Consider the following 16873-nt stretch of genomic DNA (forward strand, 5'->3'; position numbering starts at 1 on the left):
TTCAGAAATGGTACATTCTGAAAACAAAATCAAAGCAAACGCTGTTTCTATCTGAATTTTTAATAGTTTTGATTGGCTAAAATTCTATGTTAAGTAATATTTTATTTCAACGAATCGATAATTCACAAATCATCATCTTCCGCATCTTTTTCGGATTATTGATGGCGGTAGAATGTTGGGGTTCAATCGGTACCGGATGGGTTACGGAAACATTTGTTGAGACCAAATTCAGTTTTACTTTTATAGGATTTGAATGGACGAGATTTCTACTGGGAGAAACCATGTATTATGTCTATGGCTTTCTTGGTTTGATGGGCATTTTCATCATGTTGGGCGCATTTTACAGAATCACAACGGTCATATTTGCATTGGGTTGGTCGCTGGTATATTTCATGCAAAAGGAACATTATAACAACCATTATTACCTGGTGATGCTGATTGCTTGGTTCATGGTTTTCATTCCTGCAAACCGATACAAAGCGGTAGATGTTTGGCTTTGGCCTCAGATCCGTTCCAACTACAGCTATCTCTGGACGAGATTGATTTTCATACTCCAACTTTTGATTGTTTATACATTCGCAGCATTGGCCAAACTCTATCCGGGCTGGATGAACGGTGATTTTTTGATGATCCGTTACCGAAGTGTAGCGCGATGGGCGCATGAAAACATCGCTTGGGAACCGCTCACGGAAATGTTCCGGACAAGAGAATTTGCGCAGGTTTTTTCATGGTTGGGATTTGGATTTGATTTATTGATCGTACCCTTATTGTTATGGAAACGAACGAGAGTTTTCGCCTTTTTTGCAGCATTATTTTTCCATATTTTCAATTCGGCCACATTACACATTGGCATATTTCCCTATTTCGCTTTGGCTTTGGCGATATTTTGTTTCCCGGCAGAATCCATGCGGAAATTGTTTTTCCCTAGAAAAACTTCTTTCGTTCCCGGTTCAACCGAATTTCAACCTAGACATAAAAATCAGGTATTTTTCAGTTTTGTTTTTTCGGTTTATATCATTTGGCAAATTTATTTACCGCTACGTCACTGGCATATACCGGGTGATGTTTTATGGACCGAAGAAGGACACAGGCTTTCTTGGCGCATGATGTTGAGAACCAAATCTGCTACTACTCAATTTTTCATGGTGGACAAGGCTACAGGTGAAAGAAATTCGGTCAATTTGAACGAATACATGACCGGATTACAGCGAAATCGTGTTGTCACTCGACCTGATATGATTTGGTATTTCGTACAATACCTCAAAAAAGACCAATTGAAAAAAGGTAAAGAGATAGAAGTTTATGTACATTCCCGTTTATCTATCAACCGGGGTCCTTATCATAATTATATAGACAGTTCAGTGGATTTGGCAGATACCAAATGGGAATATTTCGGTCATCAAGATTGGATCCTTCCGGAACCGGAAGACTATTCGAAAAAAGAACCGATTCGATAAAAGACTTGAGATAAAAAAACATTAAGATTTCAGCACATGAAAAAAAACACAAAATACTGTAATGCAACCACATAGGCGCATAGTTTTTTTTTCTTATTTATCGGTGCGCATTAGTTAAAATAGTTTCCACTTTTCGTTGAACATAAAATGATCAAAATAATTTATTTAACCATATACCGCCAAAGGCGGCTACTATGAAAACTTAAATATCTTAAAGATCCTATTCCTATGTGGTTAAAGTTATTTTCATCAACCTTATACGATTTTTTTCGTGTACTAAACATTAAGATTTAAAGTTGCTGCGAATTCATACCAACTCATATTTGTCTTTCATTCAAAATCATTAAGATTTAAGAAATCAACATCTTAAATCGATCCGACGTTAAATCATTTGAATTCATTCCATTAAAAAACTCCCAACTTTCGAAGGGAGTTTCACTGAGAAATTAAATTTCTTATGCTTCTTTGATACGGGCTTTTTTACCTCTTAATTCTCTGAAGTAATAAATTCTCGCACGTCTAACTTTTCCTTTCTTGTTCAATTCAATTTTTTGAATCGCTGGTAAATTTACCGGGAAAATTCTTTCTACTCCTACCTCACCGCTCATTTTACGGATGGTAAAAGTTTCTGTAGTTCCTTGTCCTTTACGTTGGATCACTACCCCTTTGAAAAACTGGGTTCTGGTTTTACCACCCTCAGAAATTTCTGAATAAACCGTAATGGTATCACCTGTTGAAAATTCCGGAAATTCTTTTTTCGTTACAAATTTGTCTTGTACGTATTTTACTAAACTTTCCATTTTGATTATGTAATTTGTTAACATTGAGAAACATACACGGATTTCGTCAGAGGTTTGTCAATGGTGTGCAAAAGTATAAACTTTTTATAAATCTTGCAACGAATTCTTATAAATATTTAAAGCCTTTAAGAACTGACTTTGATCAACTTGAAGTCGAAATCCTTCTAAAAAAGTTGGACCAAATGAATAATTGATGTTTTCATTTAAAATAAATGCGTGGATGCCTTCCTCTAACAAACGATTTTTAACCACCTCAGCAGTCCAAAGGTTGGAGAAATTTTCAAGGGTCACAAACCGACGGTTTTCAAGTTCTTTGTTCATCTAACCAATTTAGTAAATAATTGGAAAAAATCAATGAAATAATTTCAAAATAAAATTGATCAAATAGAAATAATTTGAGGTTTGTATCTTTGTATAAAATTTAGAAAAAATGAGCATAGAAACCAAGATAATGGACCAGATGAAAGAAGCGATGAAAGCCAAAAACACCATCGCTTTGGAAGCATTACGCGCTATAAAATCCGAAATACTTTTAGTGAAAACTTCGGGTGGAAACGGAGAAATTTCGGATGTACAAGAAATCGCCATGCTTCAAAAATTGATCAAACAAAGAAAAGAGGCGGCTGAACAATTTTCTGCAAACGGCAGAGCTGAATTAGCCGAAAAAGAATTGGCGCAGGCGGAAGTCATCCAAACCTTTTTACCACAACAACTTTCCTCTGAAGAATTGGAAACAACCATAAGAGAAATCATCGCAGAAGTAGGCGCAACATCTGGAAAAGATATAGGAAAAGTAATGGGTGCTGCTTCTTCAAAACTGGCCGGAAAAGCGGAAGGGAAAGCCATCGCTGAAACAGTTAAGAAGTTGCTTAACTCTTAAAGCCTGTTTAAATATTAAAACAGAATCTTAAATATTTCTTTAAAAACTATTAATTTTCCCTTAACAGAAAAGATTTGACTTCAACATAGTTTTGCGGTAAAATTATTTTTTATGAGGTTCTTTCATCTACTTTTATTTCTTTTATCTCTCAATTTTTCATTTGCCCAGTCTTCTGGCATTATTTCAGGAAAAATTACGGAAAAAGACGGAAATCTATCATTGCCGGGAGCAGTAGTAACACTTAGCGAGGGGAATCGTTACACGATTTCCAATCAAGATGGCTCTTACGAATTCTTAAACGTTCCACAAGGAAATTATACCATCGAAGTAGATTATTTGGGTTATGAAATTACGCAACAAACTGTTACAGTAATAGGAAATGAAAATTCAGTTATCGATTTTCAATTAAGCGCTGAAACTCACATTCTTTCAGAAGTAGTCATATTGGGAGATCGATTGAAGGGACAAGCCAAAGCTTTGAACCAACAAAAAAACAATCAGAATATTACCAATGTGATCTCTTCAGATCAGGTTGGTCGTTTTCCCGATGCCAACATTGGCGATGCTTTGAAGCGCGTCCCGGGAATCACGATGCAAAATGACCAAGGAGAAGCAAGGAACATCATCATCAGAGGTTTGGCTCCCAATTTAAATTCGGTTACACTCAATGGAGACCGCATTCCTTCAGCGGAAGGTGACAATAGAAATGTGCAGATGGACCTCATTCCTTCTGACATGATTTCGACAATCGAAGTAAATAAAACCCTTACGCCAGACATGGATGCAGATGCAATCGGTGGCTCTGTCAACTTGATTACAAGGGCTTCGCCAAATGGTGAGCGTATTTCAGCAACACTTGCGGGCGGATACAATCCGATCAGAGAAAATGGAAATTATACGGCAGGATTTGTTTATGGCAATCGATTTTTTGATGAAAAATTGGGCTTGGTTTTCAGTGGTTCATATAACAACAATAATTTTGGATCTGATAATGTGGAAGGAGTTTGGGCAGAATATGAAGATGAAAGTAATGCAAACGATAATTTTGCATACATCGAGGAAATGGACATCCGTAAATATGATGTCCAAAGAATTAGAAGAAGTGTGGCAATTGCACTCGATTATGAATTCAATCAAAATCATAAAATCTATGCAAATGGTATATACAACTGGCGAGATGACCGAGAAAATCGTTTCAGAACAAGATACAGAAATATAGAACCCATTTTTGAAGGAAATAATGTGGTAGGATATGAAGGAAACATACGCCGTCAGACCAAAGGCGGTATAGACAATAACAAAAATAAAAATACCCGTTTAGAAAGACAGATTGTTCAAAATTACGCCATCGGTGGTGAACATTTATTGGGCTCAAAAATTGACATGGATTGGTCTGCAAATTATGCAACTGCAAGTGAAGATCGTCCAAATGAAAGGTACATCGAATTTCAAGGTTCGGGTTACACTTTTGAATCAGGTTTGAGTGATCCTAAAAAATTCAATTTAACACCTATCGGTGAATCGATTGAACAATATTCGCTCAAAGAAATTTCTGAAAACAATGATTGGACAGAGGAGAGAGAATTCGGTGCAAAACTAAATTTCAGAATTCCACTTTCTGTTATTACTGATCAAAAAGGACGTTTGCGTTTTGGTGGACGTTTGAGAATCAAGGACAAAGAACGGGACAACATCTGGACAGAGTATTCTCCAGTGGGAGATTTCGGAAATTTAAATCAAATCCCCAATGTATACTTTGATGGAGAAGGATACCAAGCTGGATCTCAGTATGTCCCCGGTTACTTTGCCTCTCCAGAATTTTTAGGGAATTTGGATTTAAACAATCCCAATTTGTTTGAAGGTGAATTGGTTCCGGCCGAATACCTTTCTCAGAACTACAAGGCAAAGGAAAATATTTATGCAGGTTATTTCAGATGGGACCAAGATTTCACCAATAAACTTTCCATGATTACCGGAGTCCGGGTTGAACATACATCGATCGATTACACTGGAAATTATGTTCAAGATGAAGAGGATTTAATCGGTGAAATCAACAATAAAAATGATTATACCAACATTTTACCGAGCATTGCTTTTAAATACAGTGCGAATAAAGATTTGATTTTCAGAGCTGCCTTCACCACTGCATTGGCGCGACCTAATTATTATGATTTGGCACCTTATGTAAGTTCATTTGTAGAAGACATGGAATTATTTGCAGGAAATCCAGATTTAGATGCAACTTATGCCTATAATTTTGATTTGATGGCAGAGAAATATTTCAAATCTGTCGGAATTCTTTCAGGTGGTGTTTTTTACAAAAATTTGAATAATTTCATTTACACTTATCGAAACAATCGATATTCAAGAGAGAATTTCGCCAATGATTTTCAAGATCAATTCAATCCGATTGAAGGTTCAGATGAATGGAAATTTATCCAAAAAAGAAATGGTGACAATGTAGATGTGTATGGGTTTGAAGTAGCTATCCAAAGACAATTCGACTTTATTCCAGGCAAGTTTTGGAAAGGATTAGGAATCTATCTGAACTATACTTTTACAGAGTCAAAAGCCAAAGGGATTACCAATGAAGATGGGGAAGAACGTACGGATGTTAACCTTCCTGGAACGGCTCCTCATATGTTCAATGGATCTCTTTCATGGGAAAACAATAGATTTTCGGCACGTGTTTCCCTGAATTATGCCTCAGATTATTTAGATGAATTGGGAGGTAGTGAGTTCGAAGATCGTTATTATGATGAGCAACTCTTTTTGGATGCCAATGCTTCCTTTAAGATTACTAAAAACTTCCGAATTTTTGCTGAAGCCAATAATTTAACCAATCAACCTTTGCGGTATTATCAAGGAATTAAGGACAGAACCATGCAGATGGAATACTATCAGCCAAGGTATAATTTCGGAGTAAAATTTGACTTTTAATTCATTCTTTAAAACATTATCAAATGCCGGCCGATGAGTAAAATGCCTCATCGGCTTGGTCATCAAAATAAATACCAATGAATAGATTTATATTTACATTTTGCCTTCTAATTTTCATCTCAAACTTATTCGGCCAAACTCCCTTTGAGTACGAAAAATCAACCGGATATTCCGGAAATGATATTCCAGGTTTAAAATATGAAGATGACAGTTTTAGTTTTTTGGTTTTGGGTGACTTTGGCAGAGTAGGAGATTATTATCAAAAAGATGTTGCGCGTGAGTTAGGTAACGCAATGATCGTTCTCGAAGGAGAGTTCATCGTTTCAGTGGGTGATAATTTTTATCCAAATGGAGTTCAAAGCACACAAGATTACCACTGGATTTCTTCTTTTGAAAATGTATTTACCAATCCTGCTTTGTACGCTGACTGGTATGTAGCCTTGGGAAATCATGATTATCGCGGCAATGTTCAAGCCCAAATTGCGTATTCTGATGTTAGCAGAAGATGGAATATGCCGGCGAGGTATTACAGCAAAACATTTGAATTGGAAGACGGTGAAAAATTATTGATGGTCGTGATGGACACCAATCCTTTTATTGACAGCTATCATGATAATCCTGAAAAATACAGGGAAATAGATACTCAAGACACTACTAAACAAAAAAACTGGTTGATCAAAACTTTAGAAACAAAAGATCCTGCGATAAAATGGAAAGTTGTAGTAGGTCATCATCCATTGTACAGCGGCGGAAAAAGAAAAACGAATCAAGACACTTTAGAATTTGAGAAAAAATTCGCCGATTTATTTGACCAATATAAAGTCGACGCCTACATCTGTGGTCATGAACACGACCTGCAAATCATCCAACCAAAAGGCAGATATACAACTCAGTTTCTTTCCGGAGCGGGAAGTGAAGTCAGAGAATCGGGTAATCGTGAAGGAACAATTTTTGCAGCAGCAGAGCCCGGATTTATGACATTTTCTTTTTTAAAGAATAAATTAATAGTACAAACTGTAAAAGCCGGAAAAGAAAAAGCGGAAGTTTTACATTCTTATGAAATCAAAAAATAAATTCGCATGAAAAATTTAATTATATCATTATCCATCATCACCTTAACTTTCTCATGTTCAGAGAAATTAGCGCCGGTTTTACCGGGTGCATTAACACCAGAAGTTATAACCGAACCCACTGAACACGACACTGACGATCCTGCAATTTGGATCAATCCTAATGATTTTTCAAAAAGTCTAATTATCGGTACCGATAAAGAAGTCGGCGGCGGACTATATGCTTATGATTTGGATGGAAAAATCGTCCATAAATTTCTCGATATGCAACGTCCAAATAATGTGGATGTGGCTTATGGACTAAATTTTAATGGGAAAAAAGTGGATATAGCAGTCACAACGGAACGTAAATCCCATAAAATCAGAGTTTTCAGCTTACCTGATTTGACACCAATTGACAATGGAGGTATCGAAATCTTTGAAGGTGAAACCGGTGAAGGATTCCGTGACGGAATGGGAATTGCCCTTTACACCAATCCAAATGGGGAAATTCACGCCATAGTCGGAAGAAAAACAGGCCCTTCAGAAAATTATCTTTGGCAATACAAACTTGCAGATGACGGAACCGGTAAAGTAATAGGAGAAGTAGTTAGGAAATTTGGGAAATACAGTGGTAAAAAGGAAATAGAAGCCATCGCTGTAGACAACGAACTGGGTTTTGTTTATTATTCGGACGAACAAGTTGGCGTGAGAAAATACCAAGCAAATCCCGAAAAAGGCAATGAAGAACTCGCATTTTTTGCACAAAAAGATGCAAAATCTGACCATGAAGGAATTGCCATCTATAAAAAAGACGATTCAACAGGATATATTTTGGTTTCCAATCAACAAAGAAATACTTTTTTGGTATATGAAAGAGAAGGACATAATGGAAATCCAAATGACCATCAATTGATAGCTGAAATTCCGGTCTCTACCATAGAGTGTGACGGCGCAGATGCCTCAAGTGTGAATTTCGGCTCAAAATTCCCCAATGGATTTCTGGTTGCCATGAGCAATCCTAAACTTTTTCATTTGTATGAATGGAATAAAATCCAAACCTTAATTGACCAAAATTATAAGCCCTAAAAAATTAGTTGTTAAAAAAATTAACAGTTTTTTAATTTTTAACAGAAGTTTAACCACACACTCAAACTTGCTTAAATAAAGCGTTTACAGCGATTTTCGGACTTATAATAAGTAGCAAAAAAAGCAAGGAGATGTTCAAAAAGAGGAAGCTTCGTACTTTTGCCGAGCAAATCTGAAATAAACGAATAATGAAATCAGTAATTACATTTGTATTGCTTATCGGATTTATCGCCTTCGGTGGTGCTGCTCTTTATAATGGGACCACTTGGTTATCCGGTAGTGGAAAAGCTTCTTGGTATGGAGATAAATTCCATGGTAAAAAAACAGCAAGCGGTGAAAAATATGATATGCATGATTTTACAGCTGCACATAAAACACTTCCGTTTGGAACAAAAGTAAAAATCACCAACCACAGAACAGGAAAATCTGTAGTAGTGGAGGTAAATGACAGAGGTCCATTTGTGAAATCCCGTCAATTTGATTTGAGCAAAGCTGCTTTTAATGAAATTGGTGATGTAAACAGAGGGATCATGTCCATAGATTATGAAGTGGTTAACTAATATCTTTATAAAAGAATTATCAAAAAGAGCTCCTGATTCCGGGAGCTTTTTTTGTATCTTAATTTAAAAATTCTTGAATCCATGGCCATTGACCTTATTTTTTATTTCTCTTCCTTTTTATGGATCAGCCTCAGTTTAATTCCTTTAATTCAATCACCCAAATGGTACATCAGAATCTGGGACTATCCTCGTTTTCAGTTTTTTTGCATTTCCATCCTTATCCTTTTGTATGCGGGAATCTTCGTGAAATTTGATCAACCTATGAAATGGATAATTCTGGGATTATTAATTGCCAATACCAGTTATTTATTTTGGTTCATCTATCCCTATTCTTTTTTTTCAAAAAAAATGTTGAATTCTGAACAGGAAAAAAACCCCAAACACAGCATTAAATTCCTCACCATCAATGTTTACCAAAAAAACACAGCCTTCCAAAAAGTCTTAACCAGAATTCAAGAAGTTCAAGCAGATGTTGTATTTTTATTGGAAACGGATGAAAAATGGAAACATGAAATGCAATCCCTGAAAAGCAACTTCCCCTATTTTATTGAAGTCCCAAAAGAAAACACTTATGGTTTATTGTTTTATTCTAAATTTCCAATTCAAAATAAGCAGGTCAATTATTTAATCGATAAAGAAATTCCATCCATCGTTGCAGATCTGGAATTGGGAGAAAAACGGATTCGAATATTTGGCATCCACCCCACTCCACCGGTTCCTATTGAAAATCAGGAAAGCACAGAAAGAGATGCAGAACTATTGATCGTAGGCAAAAAAGCCAAAGAATTTGATGGTCCTTCCATCGTCTTTGGAGATCTAAACGATGTTGCTTGGAGCCATACGACACGTTTGTTTTTAAGAATTAGCGAAATGCTTGATCCTCGTATCGGTAGAGGAATGTTCAATACTTTTCATGCCAAATATCCATTGATGCGTTGGCCGCTTGATCATTTTTTTGTGAGCAGTCATTTCAGATTAATTGACTTAAAAATTGAAAAAGAAGTTAATTCTGACCATTTCCCGATCAGCATCCACCTTTCAGTGAAATTTGAGGACAAAGAAAAAGAATTAGATGCCACTCAGTCCGACCATAAAGAAGCCAATAAAATCATTTCGGAAGCGAAATAATTTGAATTTTAATGAATGTTAAGACTCAAAATCAAAAAATGAAAAATGGACATTTCCATATTTTCGGGTTTGAAGCAAATGCGGATGCTCATCAAATTGAATATGGGACGAATGCTCCAAAACCAATTCTCCTTCCGGTTTTAACCAATCATTTTCTTTGACCAATTGAATGATTTTATCATAATCCGTTTGTTCAAAAACAAATGGCGGATCTGCAAAAATCACTTCAAAATTTCCAAACGAATTGCGATTTAGAAACTGAAAAACATCATTGCGCACGATGGAATTCACCTCACCTAAATTCATGCTTTGAATCATTTCACTTAAAAATTTCACACAACCAGCATCTTGATCCACAGAAACGATACGTTTACTTCCTCTTGACGCAAATTCAAGTGAAATACTACCGATCCCCGAAAATAAATCCAATATCGAAATTTCATCAAAATCATAATGGTTGTTCAGAACATTGAACAAAGCTTCCTTCGCAAAATCTGTCGTGGGACGAACGGGAAGGTTGGATGGAGCGTTTATTTTTTTCCCTCTGAATTGACCTGAAATGATGCGCATTTGGATATAGAATAAATGGTGAAATGTCTTAAAAACGCTTCGTCTTTTGAAGCCGCATATACATGACGAACGTATTTTCTTAGAATTTGGAACACTTTGGTCTCCGGCATCAATTCGCCGTAAGTTTTGACAACAACTTTGTTGGTGTCCAACTCCAATTGTTCCATAACAAAAAGCGTGAAAAACAATATATCCTCGCCCGTTGGGGTTTCAAATAGATTATAAAACAATACTTTGGATTCAGATGTTACGGCAATTTCCAATTGATGCTGATTCAAATTCAAATGAACTGTGGTTGGCAGTCCATTTTCAATCGACTTTAAAAACACCTCACCCGAATGAAAAAACTGAACCTTTCCATACTGTTCCTTGAGCTTTTTGATCAAAACAGAAGAAGTTCCATAAACAAAGGAAAATTCAGCCTCAGAAACTGAATGGATCAATTGATTGTCTTCGAATTCTGCTTCAGAAAAATTCAATAAAACTTCAGGATTTTCAGCTGCATAATCCTTGGGCACCAAACTGAAAAAAGAAGAAATAAAAGCTGCCTTGACCTCATCAAAATTTCTTTTCAACCTGAGGTTTACTTCCAATTCTTTGATGATTTCGGTTTCCCAAAGATTAAAGTGTGTGACTTTAAAATGAGAAACTTTATCGGTTTTCGTTGCTGAATCTGCTATCCAGAATGAAAAACCTTCTTTGTAAAAAAGAAAGTACAAGGATTTATTATGTTCTTTTTGAGCTAAAATAGTATCAAATTTTTCGGCGTAAAGATAATGTATTCCTGCAAAACCCAATTGTAAACAACGTTCAAAAAATCCACTCTTCCATTTGGATTCAAAAAATCATCTGAAAACTTGAATTGAAATTAAAGAATGAATCGCTTATTTGAACTTCTTTATTAATTGGATTTTCGTACTTTTGGTTTAAAGCAAAATCAAATATTTGAAAACAATTGCAGTAATACCGGCTAGATATGCCGCCTCTCGTTTTCCCGGAAAATTAATGGCGCAATTAGGTGCAAAATCCGTCATCCTTACGACTTATGAAAACACCTTAAAAACGGAACTTTTTGACGATGTTTTTGTGGTTACCGATTCTGAAATCATTTTTAAGGAAATTACAGGAAATGGAGGAAAAGCCATCATGAGTCTGACTGAACATCAAACCGGAAGTGATCGGATTGCGGAAGCAGTTGAAAATCTGGAATGTGATATCGTGGTCAATGTCCAGGGTGATGAACCATTTGTTAAAAAAGAAGCACTACAAAAATTGGTTGATGCGTATCAAAATGATTTGAATGATGAAATTTCTTTAGCCACTTTAGCGCAAGAAATCACAGAAGAAGAAGACATTTACAATCCAAATAGTGTAAAAGTAAATTGGGATGTCAATCTTTTTGCACTTTATTTTTCAAGAAGTCCAATTCCTTATCCACGAGAAACCAATTTTAAAGCCAAATATTACCAACACATCGGAATTTATGCTTTCCGAAAAACGGCTTTGTTAAAGTTCGCAAAATTACCTATGTTGCAGAACGAAAGAGCTGAGAAATTAGAGCAATTACGGTATTTGGAATACGGCATGAAAATCAAAGTATTGGAAACCGGATTTATGGGGATAGGAATCGATACAGTAGAAGATCTGAATAAAGCCAATGCTTATTTAAAAAAACAACAAACAACGGAGTGATGAGTTTCAAAAATTTCCCCATGGTGCCGCGCGTCGTTTATGGACGTGGAAGTGCTGAGCAAATTGAAGAAATAGCGGAACCCATTCGTAAAAATGGTTATCCGATTATTTATTTTGCAGACCATTGTTTTGAAAACAAATCACTTGCTCATCATATTCCGGTCAAGCGAAATGATAAAATCATTTTCATCGACACCTCTGAAGAACCGAAAACTTCTTATGTTGACAAAATCCGCGATGATCTTAAAGAAGAGTTTGGGAAAATTTCCGGCATCATCGGTTATGGAGGCGGAAGCGTCATGGACATGACCAAAGCCGTTTCGCTGATGATGACCAACCCTGGCTCGTCTGCAGATTATCAAGGTTGGGATTTGGTGAAAAATGAAGGCGTTTACCATGCCGGAGTTCCCACTTTGAGCGGAACCGGTGCTGAAGTTTCCAGAACTTGTGTGCTGACCGGACCGGTTCGTAAATTGGGGATGAATTCAGATTTCACGCCATTTAATCAAGTCATTTTAGATCCAAATTTAACACAAGGCGCACCAAAAGACCAAGCCTTTTTTACCGGAATGGATTGTTACATCCATTGTATAGAATCGCTAAATGGTACTTTCCTAAATGCTTTCAGTAAAAGCTATGGCGAAAAGGCACTCGAACTTTGCAAAAAAAATTATCTGGAAAAAGCCGAATGGGACGATGAATCCAACGAAGACTTGATGATGGCTTCCTGGCACGGCGGCATGAGCATTGCTTATTCGCAAGTTGGTGTAGCACATGCTTTAAGCTATGGACTTTCTTATATTTTAGGCATCAAACATGGAGTAGGAAACTGCATTGCTTTTGACCAAATTGAAGAATATTATCCGGAAGGCGTACATGATTTCAAAAAAATGGTCGATAAATTTCAAGTCGAAATCCCTAAAAATGTTTGTGCTCATTTAAGCGATAATGAAATGAATAAAATGGTGCAAGTCGCTTTGAATTTAGTTCCGCTTTGGGAAAATGCTTTGGGAAAAAACTGGAAAGAAAAAATCAATGAAAATACGCTGAGAGAATTGTATGAAAAAATGTAAAACTGAAGGGAGAATTATGAGATTTGATTTACGAGTTAAAATTTTATTTTTTATTGTTTTTGCTTCGCTAATTGGTCAAGCACAAACAGCAGAACAAATCATCCACCAGCATCTGGAAAATTCAGGTGGGATTTCCAATTGGAAAAAACTCAACAGCCTGATTATCAAAGGAGATGCGGTACTTGGACTGGAAGAATCCTATCCCATGACCATTTACCATCGTCGTCCTTACGATAAAAAAGTAACTTTTATGGTTCAGGGAAAAGAAATGCTCAACGAAGGTTTTGATGGAAAAAACGGTTGGACTTATAACGAAATCTCTGGTAAAAATGAAGTCTTAATCGGTTATGAACCTGATAGTTTCGATTCGGACATGATGGATTTTCAGAAAAAAGGATTTACGGCAGTTTATACCGGAAAAGCCAATTTCGAAGGAAAAGAATGCTACAAAGTAGAACTGACCAAAAATGTCAACAAAGTTACGTATTGCTTTTCCACAAAAGATTACACATTACTTTGGGAAGAAAATCAGGAAGAAAAATTGATGTATTACGATTATAAAAAATTCAACGGTTTGGAATTTGCTACGCGAATTGTGGGGCAACCCAAAGAAGGCGGCGAATACGTCATTCAATTTTCTTCCATTCAAATCAATCCGACAATTGACGATAAGGTTTTTAAATTTTAATTGAGATTTCATTTAAAACTAAGCTAATTTCTGCTTCTTCTTATAAATATTGCATTAAATGAAACATTATCGTTGTGAACTTTGTGAAATACTTTGTGACCCTAGTGGTTAAATTTTACCACAAAGAAACACGAAGTAGAAAACACAAAGTGCACTATAAAAGTTTATTATTTCAGAACTAAATCTTCAAAAAATCTATCGTCTCATCCCGATTTCGATTCCTTTGATTCTTCTGTACAATTCTGTTGCGTAATTATCTGTCATTCCTGACACAAAATCGAGCACACCCAGCATTTTTTCATAATCCGTTCCTTCTTCATAGATGAATTGAGTCGGAATTAATTTGATCGCTTTTTCTTCTGATTTGCTTCGATCAGTTTTTAAAATCGGTCCTGCAAAATGAGAAAGCAATTCATACATCACATTATAACCTGCATTTTCGATTTCGACTACCGAATGATGGTTGTAAATGAATTCGATAGAAAAAGCTTCAATTTCCTTTAAAACTTCAGCCGATTTTTCGTTTTGAATTTTCACCAAATCCAATAAAGATCGTTCAAGATTTCCTTCTAAAATTGGATCCAAGTGCGTTTCATAAACTTTAGCCGTTTCTCGAATCAAATTGCCAATGGATTTCGCACGTAAGTAAGCTATTTTCTCATTTCGATCAGAAATACCGTCCAGTCTGGATTTGACTTTATCAACTCCTTTTGGATCAAAAGATGCAATTAAACTCATCATCAAATCCTTGCATTTGTCATGGTCGATGATCCCCAGTCGATGCGAATCTTCCAAATCAATGATGTTGTAACAAATATCATCAGCCGCTTCCACCAGCCAAACAAAGGGATGTCGTTTGTAAATTTTAGGATCTTCACCATCTTGAATCATATGGGTGGTCGAAGCTATTTTCTCGAAATTCTCTTTTTCCGATTGAAAAAAACCAAACTTTTTACGATGAAGAAATTTTTTGTTTCGAGCGGTGGATTCACAAGGATATTTGGCGATGGCGGCCATCGTGGCAAAGGTCAAACTCAGCGCTGATTCGGATTTGCCATTTTGCTTGTGTGTGAGAATTCTTATCGCATTTGCATTTCCTTCAAAATGAACAAAATCGGTCCATTCCTTTTCCGAAAACCGACTTTTCAAGCTCTCCTCATTTCTTTCAAAATAAGAAGCAATCGCATCTTCACCCGAATGTCCAAATGCAGGATTTCCGATGTCATGACACAAACAAGCTGAGGAAATCACGTTGTATAAATTGTGCTGATAAAAATCAAGCGATTCTGGTTTTAAGACTTCTTTGAATCTATCTACGATAAATTCACCGGCTAAACTACCTAGCGAACGCCCAACTGAAGCCACTTCCAATGAATGCGTTAATCGATTATGCACAAAAACGCTTCCCGGCAATGGGAAAACCTGGGTTTTATTTTGCAAACGACGGAAAGCCGAAGAAAAAATAATTCGATCAAAGTCGCGCTGGTATTCGCTTCTCGTATCTTTTGTATGGTTAATTCCCAACCGTTGGGAAGAAAATATCTCGTTGATATCTGTCATGGAACAAATATAGAATTTGGGAATGAGTTAATTGGAAATTTAGAAATAAACTTATGATGGATGTTGGGAGTTGGATGTTGGATGATGGATGTAAGATGTAAGATGTAAGATGTAAAGTTATAAAGACTTGAAACCTTAAACTTTAAACCTTAAACAAAAAAGATTTTTGAGAATTTACCAACTACCACTGGCTCCACCGCCACCGAAGCTTCCACCACCAAATCCGCCAAATCCTCCTCCGGAACTTCCGCCGCCCCAAGAAGAACCGCCGCCGCCCCAGGAGCTGCTTCCGCCACTGGTAAAAATCACATCGCCCCAATTGAATCCTCGTCGGGAACGCGAACCTCCACTTCCACCACCTCCTTTGCTGGCGATAATGATGAAAATGATGATGATCCCTACAAAAAATAGAAAGACCAAAATTCCACCCAAATCACCTTTAGAAGATTTGGGTTCAGCTTCATATTGACCAGCCAATTGTTGCTGAATGGCATTGACCGCATTATCCAATCCTTGGTAATAATTGCCGTTTCGGAAAGAAGGAATCATTTCCCGATCGATGATGAGTTTCTCAATCGTCGGAGGCATTTTTGCCTGGAGGCCGTAACCGCCTCGCAAAGTTACCTTCCGGTCTTCATCGCTTACCACGATAACGATTCCATTGTGTTTATCTTTTTGACCAACGCCCCAATTCTCCCCTATTTCATTTCCAAGCAATTCGATCGGATAACCTTCCAAATTTTTGAAAGTTACCACGACGATTTGGGTTGAAGTAGAATCGTTAAAAGCGACCAATTTATTTTCCAATTGGCTGCGTTCAACCGGATTTAAAATTTCTCCAAAATCATGCACCAATTTTACTTCATGCTCATAATTTTTATCGGTAACTTGATAAGGTGTAACCTGCGCCCATGAAAAGATGGCACAAAGCAAAAACGATAAAAAAACTAGTCTAACTCCAACTGATCTCATCCGGCAATTCATTTTTATCATCGTCTTGATAAGGAAAATGTTGTTGTAAAGCTTCACCGGCCATTTTGATGCCAAGTGTCAATCCTTTGACATATTTTCCTTTTTTAAATTTTTTGATTACGGTTTTCTTGATTTCATCCCAAAAATCATCTGAAGTTACGGCATCGATGCCTTGATCGCCGATGATCGTGAAATTATGATCTGTAGGTGAAACATGAAAAAGAACACCGTTGCGGTCTTTGGTTTGGTCCATTTTGAGCGAATGAAAAACCGCAGCGGTAGTCTCAAGGTGATTTTCAGAAGGTTCAGCGTCGATGTGTACACGGATTTCGCCGCTTGTATTTCGCTCTGCTTCTTTAATCGCCTTGATGATTTTTTTTTCTTCCTTTTTGGATAGAGAAAATTCTTTCAAAGT

The 16873-nt window shown here is 36.6% G+C and carries 17 protein-coding genes; 10 read left to right on the top strand and 7 right to left on the bottom strand.

Translation table 11 applies throughout. From position 1 onward, the window contains the following. Positions 1 to 86: 86 nt before the first annotated feature. Positions 87 to 1457: an HTTM domain-containing protein gene (locus HU137_RS01445; RefSeq protein ID WP_182042029.1), complete on the top strand. Its 1371-nt coding sequence runs from the start codon at positions 87 to 89 to the stop codon at positions 1455 to 1457. A gap of 455 nt (positions 1458 to 1912) precedes the next feature. Here the strand turns inward: HU137_RS01445 and rplS are convergent, their stop codons facing one another. Both rplS and HU137_RS01455 read right to left on the bottom strand, forming a co-directional pair. Next, entirely contained in the window at positions 1913 to 2257 is a 345-nt protein-coding gene (rplS, locus tag HU137_RS01450) for a 50S ribosomal protein L19 (RefSeq protein WP_182042030.1), read from the bottom strand. Positions 2258 to 2341: 84 nt separating this feature from the next. Continuing rightward, positions 2342 to 2578 (bottom strand): putative signal transducing protein, encoded by a 237-nt coding sequence (locus HU137_RS01455; RefSeq protein WP_182042031.1) that lies wholly within the window; start codon positions 2576 to 2578, stop codon positions 2342 to 2344. A 109-nt stretch (positions 2579 to 2687) separates the two neighbouring features. Here HU137_RS01455 and HU137_RS01460 point away from each other — a divergent pair, with 109 nt between their 5' ends. The 6 genes from HU137_RS01460 (at position 2688) to HU137_RS01485 (ending at position 9903) form a co-directional block, all read left to right on the top strand. Next, entirely contained in the window at positions 2688 to 3137 is a 450-nt protein-coding gene (locus HU137_RS01460; RefSeq protein ID WP_182042032.1) for a GatB/YqeY domain-containing protein, read from the top strand. Between the two features lie 111 nt (positions 3138 to 3248). Then, a complete protein-coding gene (locus tag HU137_RS01465) occupies positions 3249 to 6077 on the top strand; it encodes a TonB-dependent receptor (RefSeq protein ID WP_182042033.1) in 2829 nt (942 codons plus the stop codon). Positions 6078 to 6154: 77 nt separating this feature from the next. Then, on the top strand, positions 6155 to 7150 hold the full coding sequence (locus HU137_RS01470; protein ID WP_182042034.1) for a metallophosphoesterase: 996 nt from the start codon (positions 6155 to 6157) through the stop codon (positions 7148 to 7150). 6 nt (positions 7151 to 7156) lie between these two features. Next, positions 7157 to 8215 (top strand): phytase, encoded by a 1059-nt coding sequence (locus HU137_RS01475; RefSeq protein ID WP_182042035.1) that lies wholly within the window; start codon positions 7157 to 7159, stop codon positions 8213 to 8215. A 188-nt stretch (positions 8216 to 8403) separates the two neighbouring features. Then, positions 8404 to 8775 carry a septal ring lytic transglycosylase RlpA family protein gene (locus tag HU137_RS01480; protein WP_182042036.1) on the top strand — a complete coding sequence of 124 codons (372 nt, stop codon included), beginning with the start codon at positions 8404 to 8406 and terminating at the stop codon, positions 8773 to 8775. A gap of 81 nt (positions 8776 to 8856) precedes the next feature. After that, positions 8857 to 9903, top strand: coding sequence for an endonuclease/exonuclease/phosphatase family protein (locus HU137_RS01485; protein WP_182042037.1), 1047 nt, complete (start codon positions 8857 to 8859; stop codon positions 9901 to 9903). Positions 9904 to 9921: 18 nt separating this feature from the next. On the opposite strand, the gene rsmD is transcribed toward HU137_RS01485, so the two are convergent. Both rsmD and HU137_RS01495 read right to left on the bottom strand, forming a co-directional pair. After that, entirely contained in the window at positions 9922 to 10473 is a 552-nt protein-coding gene (gene rsmD, locus HU137_RS01490; protein WP_182042038.1) for a 16S rRNA (guanine(966)-N(2))-methyltransferase RsmD, read from the bottom strand. Next, on the bottom strand, positions 10434 to 11270 hold the full coding sequence (locus HU137_RS01495) for a DUF3822 family protein (protein WP_262890124.1): 837 nt from the start codon (positions 11268 to 11270) through the stop codon (positions 10434 to 10436). The genes rsmD and HU137_RS01495 overlap by 40 nt, the downstream gene beginning before the upstream one ends. A gap of 148 nt (positions 11271 to 11418) precedes the next feature. On the opposite strand from HU137_RS01495, the gene kdsB reads away from it, so the two are divergent. Genes kdsB through HU137_RS01510 form a run of 3 tightly spaced genes read left to right on the top strand, consistent with a single transcriptional unit; the run spans position 11419 to position 13926 of the window. Then, positions 11419 to 12165 (top strand): 3-deoxy-manno-octulosonate cytidylyltransferase, encoded by a 747-nt coding sequence (gene kdsB / locus HU137_RS01500; RefSeq protein WP_182042040.1) that lies wholly within the window; start codon positions 11419 to 11421, stop codon positions 12163 to 12165. Next, positions 12165 to 13238, top strand: coding sequence for an iron-containing alcohol dehydrogenase family protein (locus HU137_RS01505; RefSeq protein WP_182042041.1), 1074 nt, complete (start codon positions 12165 to 12167; stop codon positions 13236 to 13238). Before kdsB ends, HU137_RS01505 begins: the two co-directional genes overlap by 1 nt. Positions 13239 to 13254: 16 nt before the next feature. After that, a complete protein-coding gene (locus tag HU137_RS01510; RefSeq protein WP_182042042.1) occupies positions 13255 to 13926 on the top strand; it encodes a LolA-like protein in 672 nt (223 codons plus the stop codon). A gap of 195 nt (positions 13927 to 14121) precedes the next feature. Here HU137_RS01510 and dgt read toward each other — a convergent pair whose 3' ends face one another. The 3 genes from dgt to HU137_RS01525 all read right to left on the bottom strand — a co-directional run bounded on the left by dgt (position 14122) and on the right by HU137_RS01525 (position 16870). Further along, positions 14122 to 15486 carry a dGTP triphosphohydrolase gene (gene dgt / locus HU137_RS01515; protein ID WP_182042043.1) on the bottom strand — a complete coding sequence of 455 codons (1365 nt, stop codon included), beginning with the start codon at positions 15484 to 15486 and terminating at the stop codon, positions 14122 to 14124. Between the two features lie 174 nt (positions 15487 to 15660). After that, a complete protein-coding gene (locus HU137_RS13040) occupies positions 15661 to 16458 on the bottom strand; it encodes a TPM domain-containing protein (protein WP_220457167.1) in 798 nt (265 codons plus the stop codon). Then, the gene (locus HU137_RS01525) at positions 16439 to 16870 is read right to left on the bottom strand and encodes a TPM domain-containing protein (protein ID WP_182042044.1); all 432 of its coding nucleotides are present in this window, start codon (positions 16868 to 16870) and stop codon (positions 16439 to 16441) included. Before HU137_RS01525 ends, HU137_RS13040 begins: the two co-directional genes overlap by 20 nt. Positions 16871 to 16873: the final 3 nt, after the last annotated feature.

The organism is Moheibacter lacus, assembly GCF_014042165.1.
In the GTDB taxonomy this organism is placed as follows: Bacteria; Bacteroidota; Bacteroidia; order Flavobacteriales; family Weeksellaceae; genus Moheibacter; species Moheibacter lacus.

Excerpts from the sequence above, each read along its gene's own strand:
- HU137_RS01445 (WP_182042029.1), top strand. The coding sequence starts at position 87 with ATGTTAAGTAATATTTTATTTCAACGAATCGATAATTCACAAATCATC.
- rplS (WP_182042030.1), bottom strand. The coding sequence starts at position 2,257 with ATGGAAAGTTTAGTAAAATACGTACAAGACAAATTTGTAACGAAAAAA.
- HU137_RS01455 (WP_182042031.1), bottom strand. The coding sequence starts at position 2,578 with ATGAACAAAGAACTTGAAAACCGTCGGTTTGTGACCCTTGAAAATTTC.
- HU137_RS01460 (WP_182042032.1), top strand. The coding sequence starts at position 2,688 with ATGAGCATAGAAACCAAGATAATGGACCAGATGAAAGAAGCGATGAAA.
- HU137_RS01465 (WP_182042033.1), top strand. The coding sequence starts at position 3,249 with ATGAGGTTCTTTCATCTACTTTTATTTCTTTTATCTCTCAATTTTTCA.
- HU137_RS01470 (WP_182042034.1), top strand. The coding sequence starts at position 6,155 with ATGAATAGATTTATATTTACATTTTGCCTTCTAATTTTCATCTCAAAC.
- HU137_RS01475 (WP_182042035.1), top strand. The coding sequence starts at position 7,157 with ATGAAAAATTTAATTATATCATTATCCATCATCACCTTAACTTTCTCA.
- HU137_RS01480 (WP_182042036.1), top strand. The coding sequence starts at position 8,404 with ATGAAATCAGTAATTACATTTGTATTGCTTATCGGATTTATCGCCTTC.
- HU137_RS01485 (WP_182042037.1), top strand. The coding sequence starts at position 8,857 with ATGGCCATTGACCTTATTTTTTATTTCTCTTCCTTTTTATGGATCAGC.
- rsmD (WP_182042038.1), bottom strand. The coding sequence starts at position 10,473 with ATGCGCATCATTTCAGGTCAATTCAGAGGGAAAAAAATAAACGCTCCA.
- HU137_RS01505 (WP_182042041.1), top strand. The coding sequence starts at position 12,165 with ATGAGTTTCAAAAATTTCCCCATGGTGCCGCGCGTCGTTTATGGACGT.
- HU137_RS01510 (WP_182042042.1), top strand. The coding sequence starts at position 13,255 with ATGAGATTTGATTTACGAGTTAAAATTTTATTTTTTATTGTTTTTGCT.
- dgt (WP_182042043.1), bottom strand. The coding sequence starts at position 15,486 with ATGACAGATATCAACGAGATATTTTCTTCCCAACGGTTGGGAATTAAC.
- HU137_RS13040 (WP_220457167.1), bottom strand. The coding sequence starts at position 16,458 with ATGAGATCAGTTGGAGTTAGACTAGTTTTTTTATCGTTTTTGCTTTGT.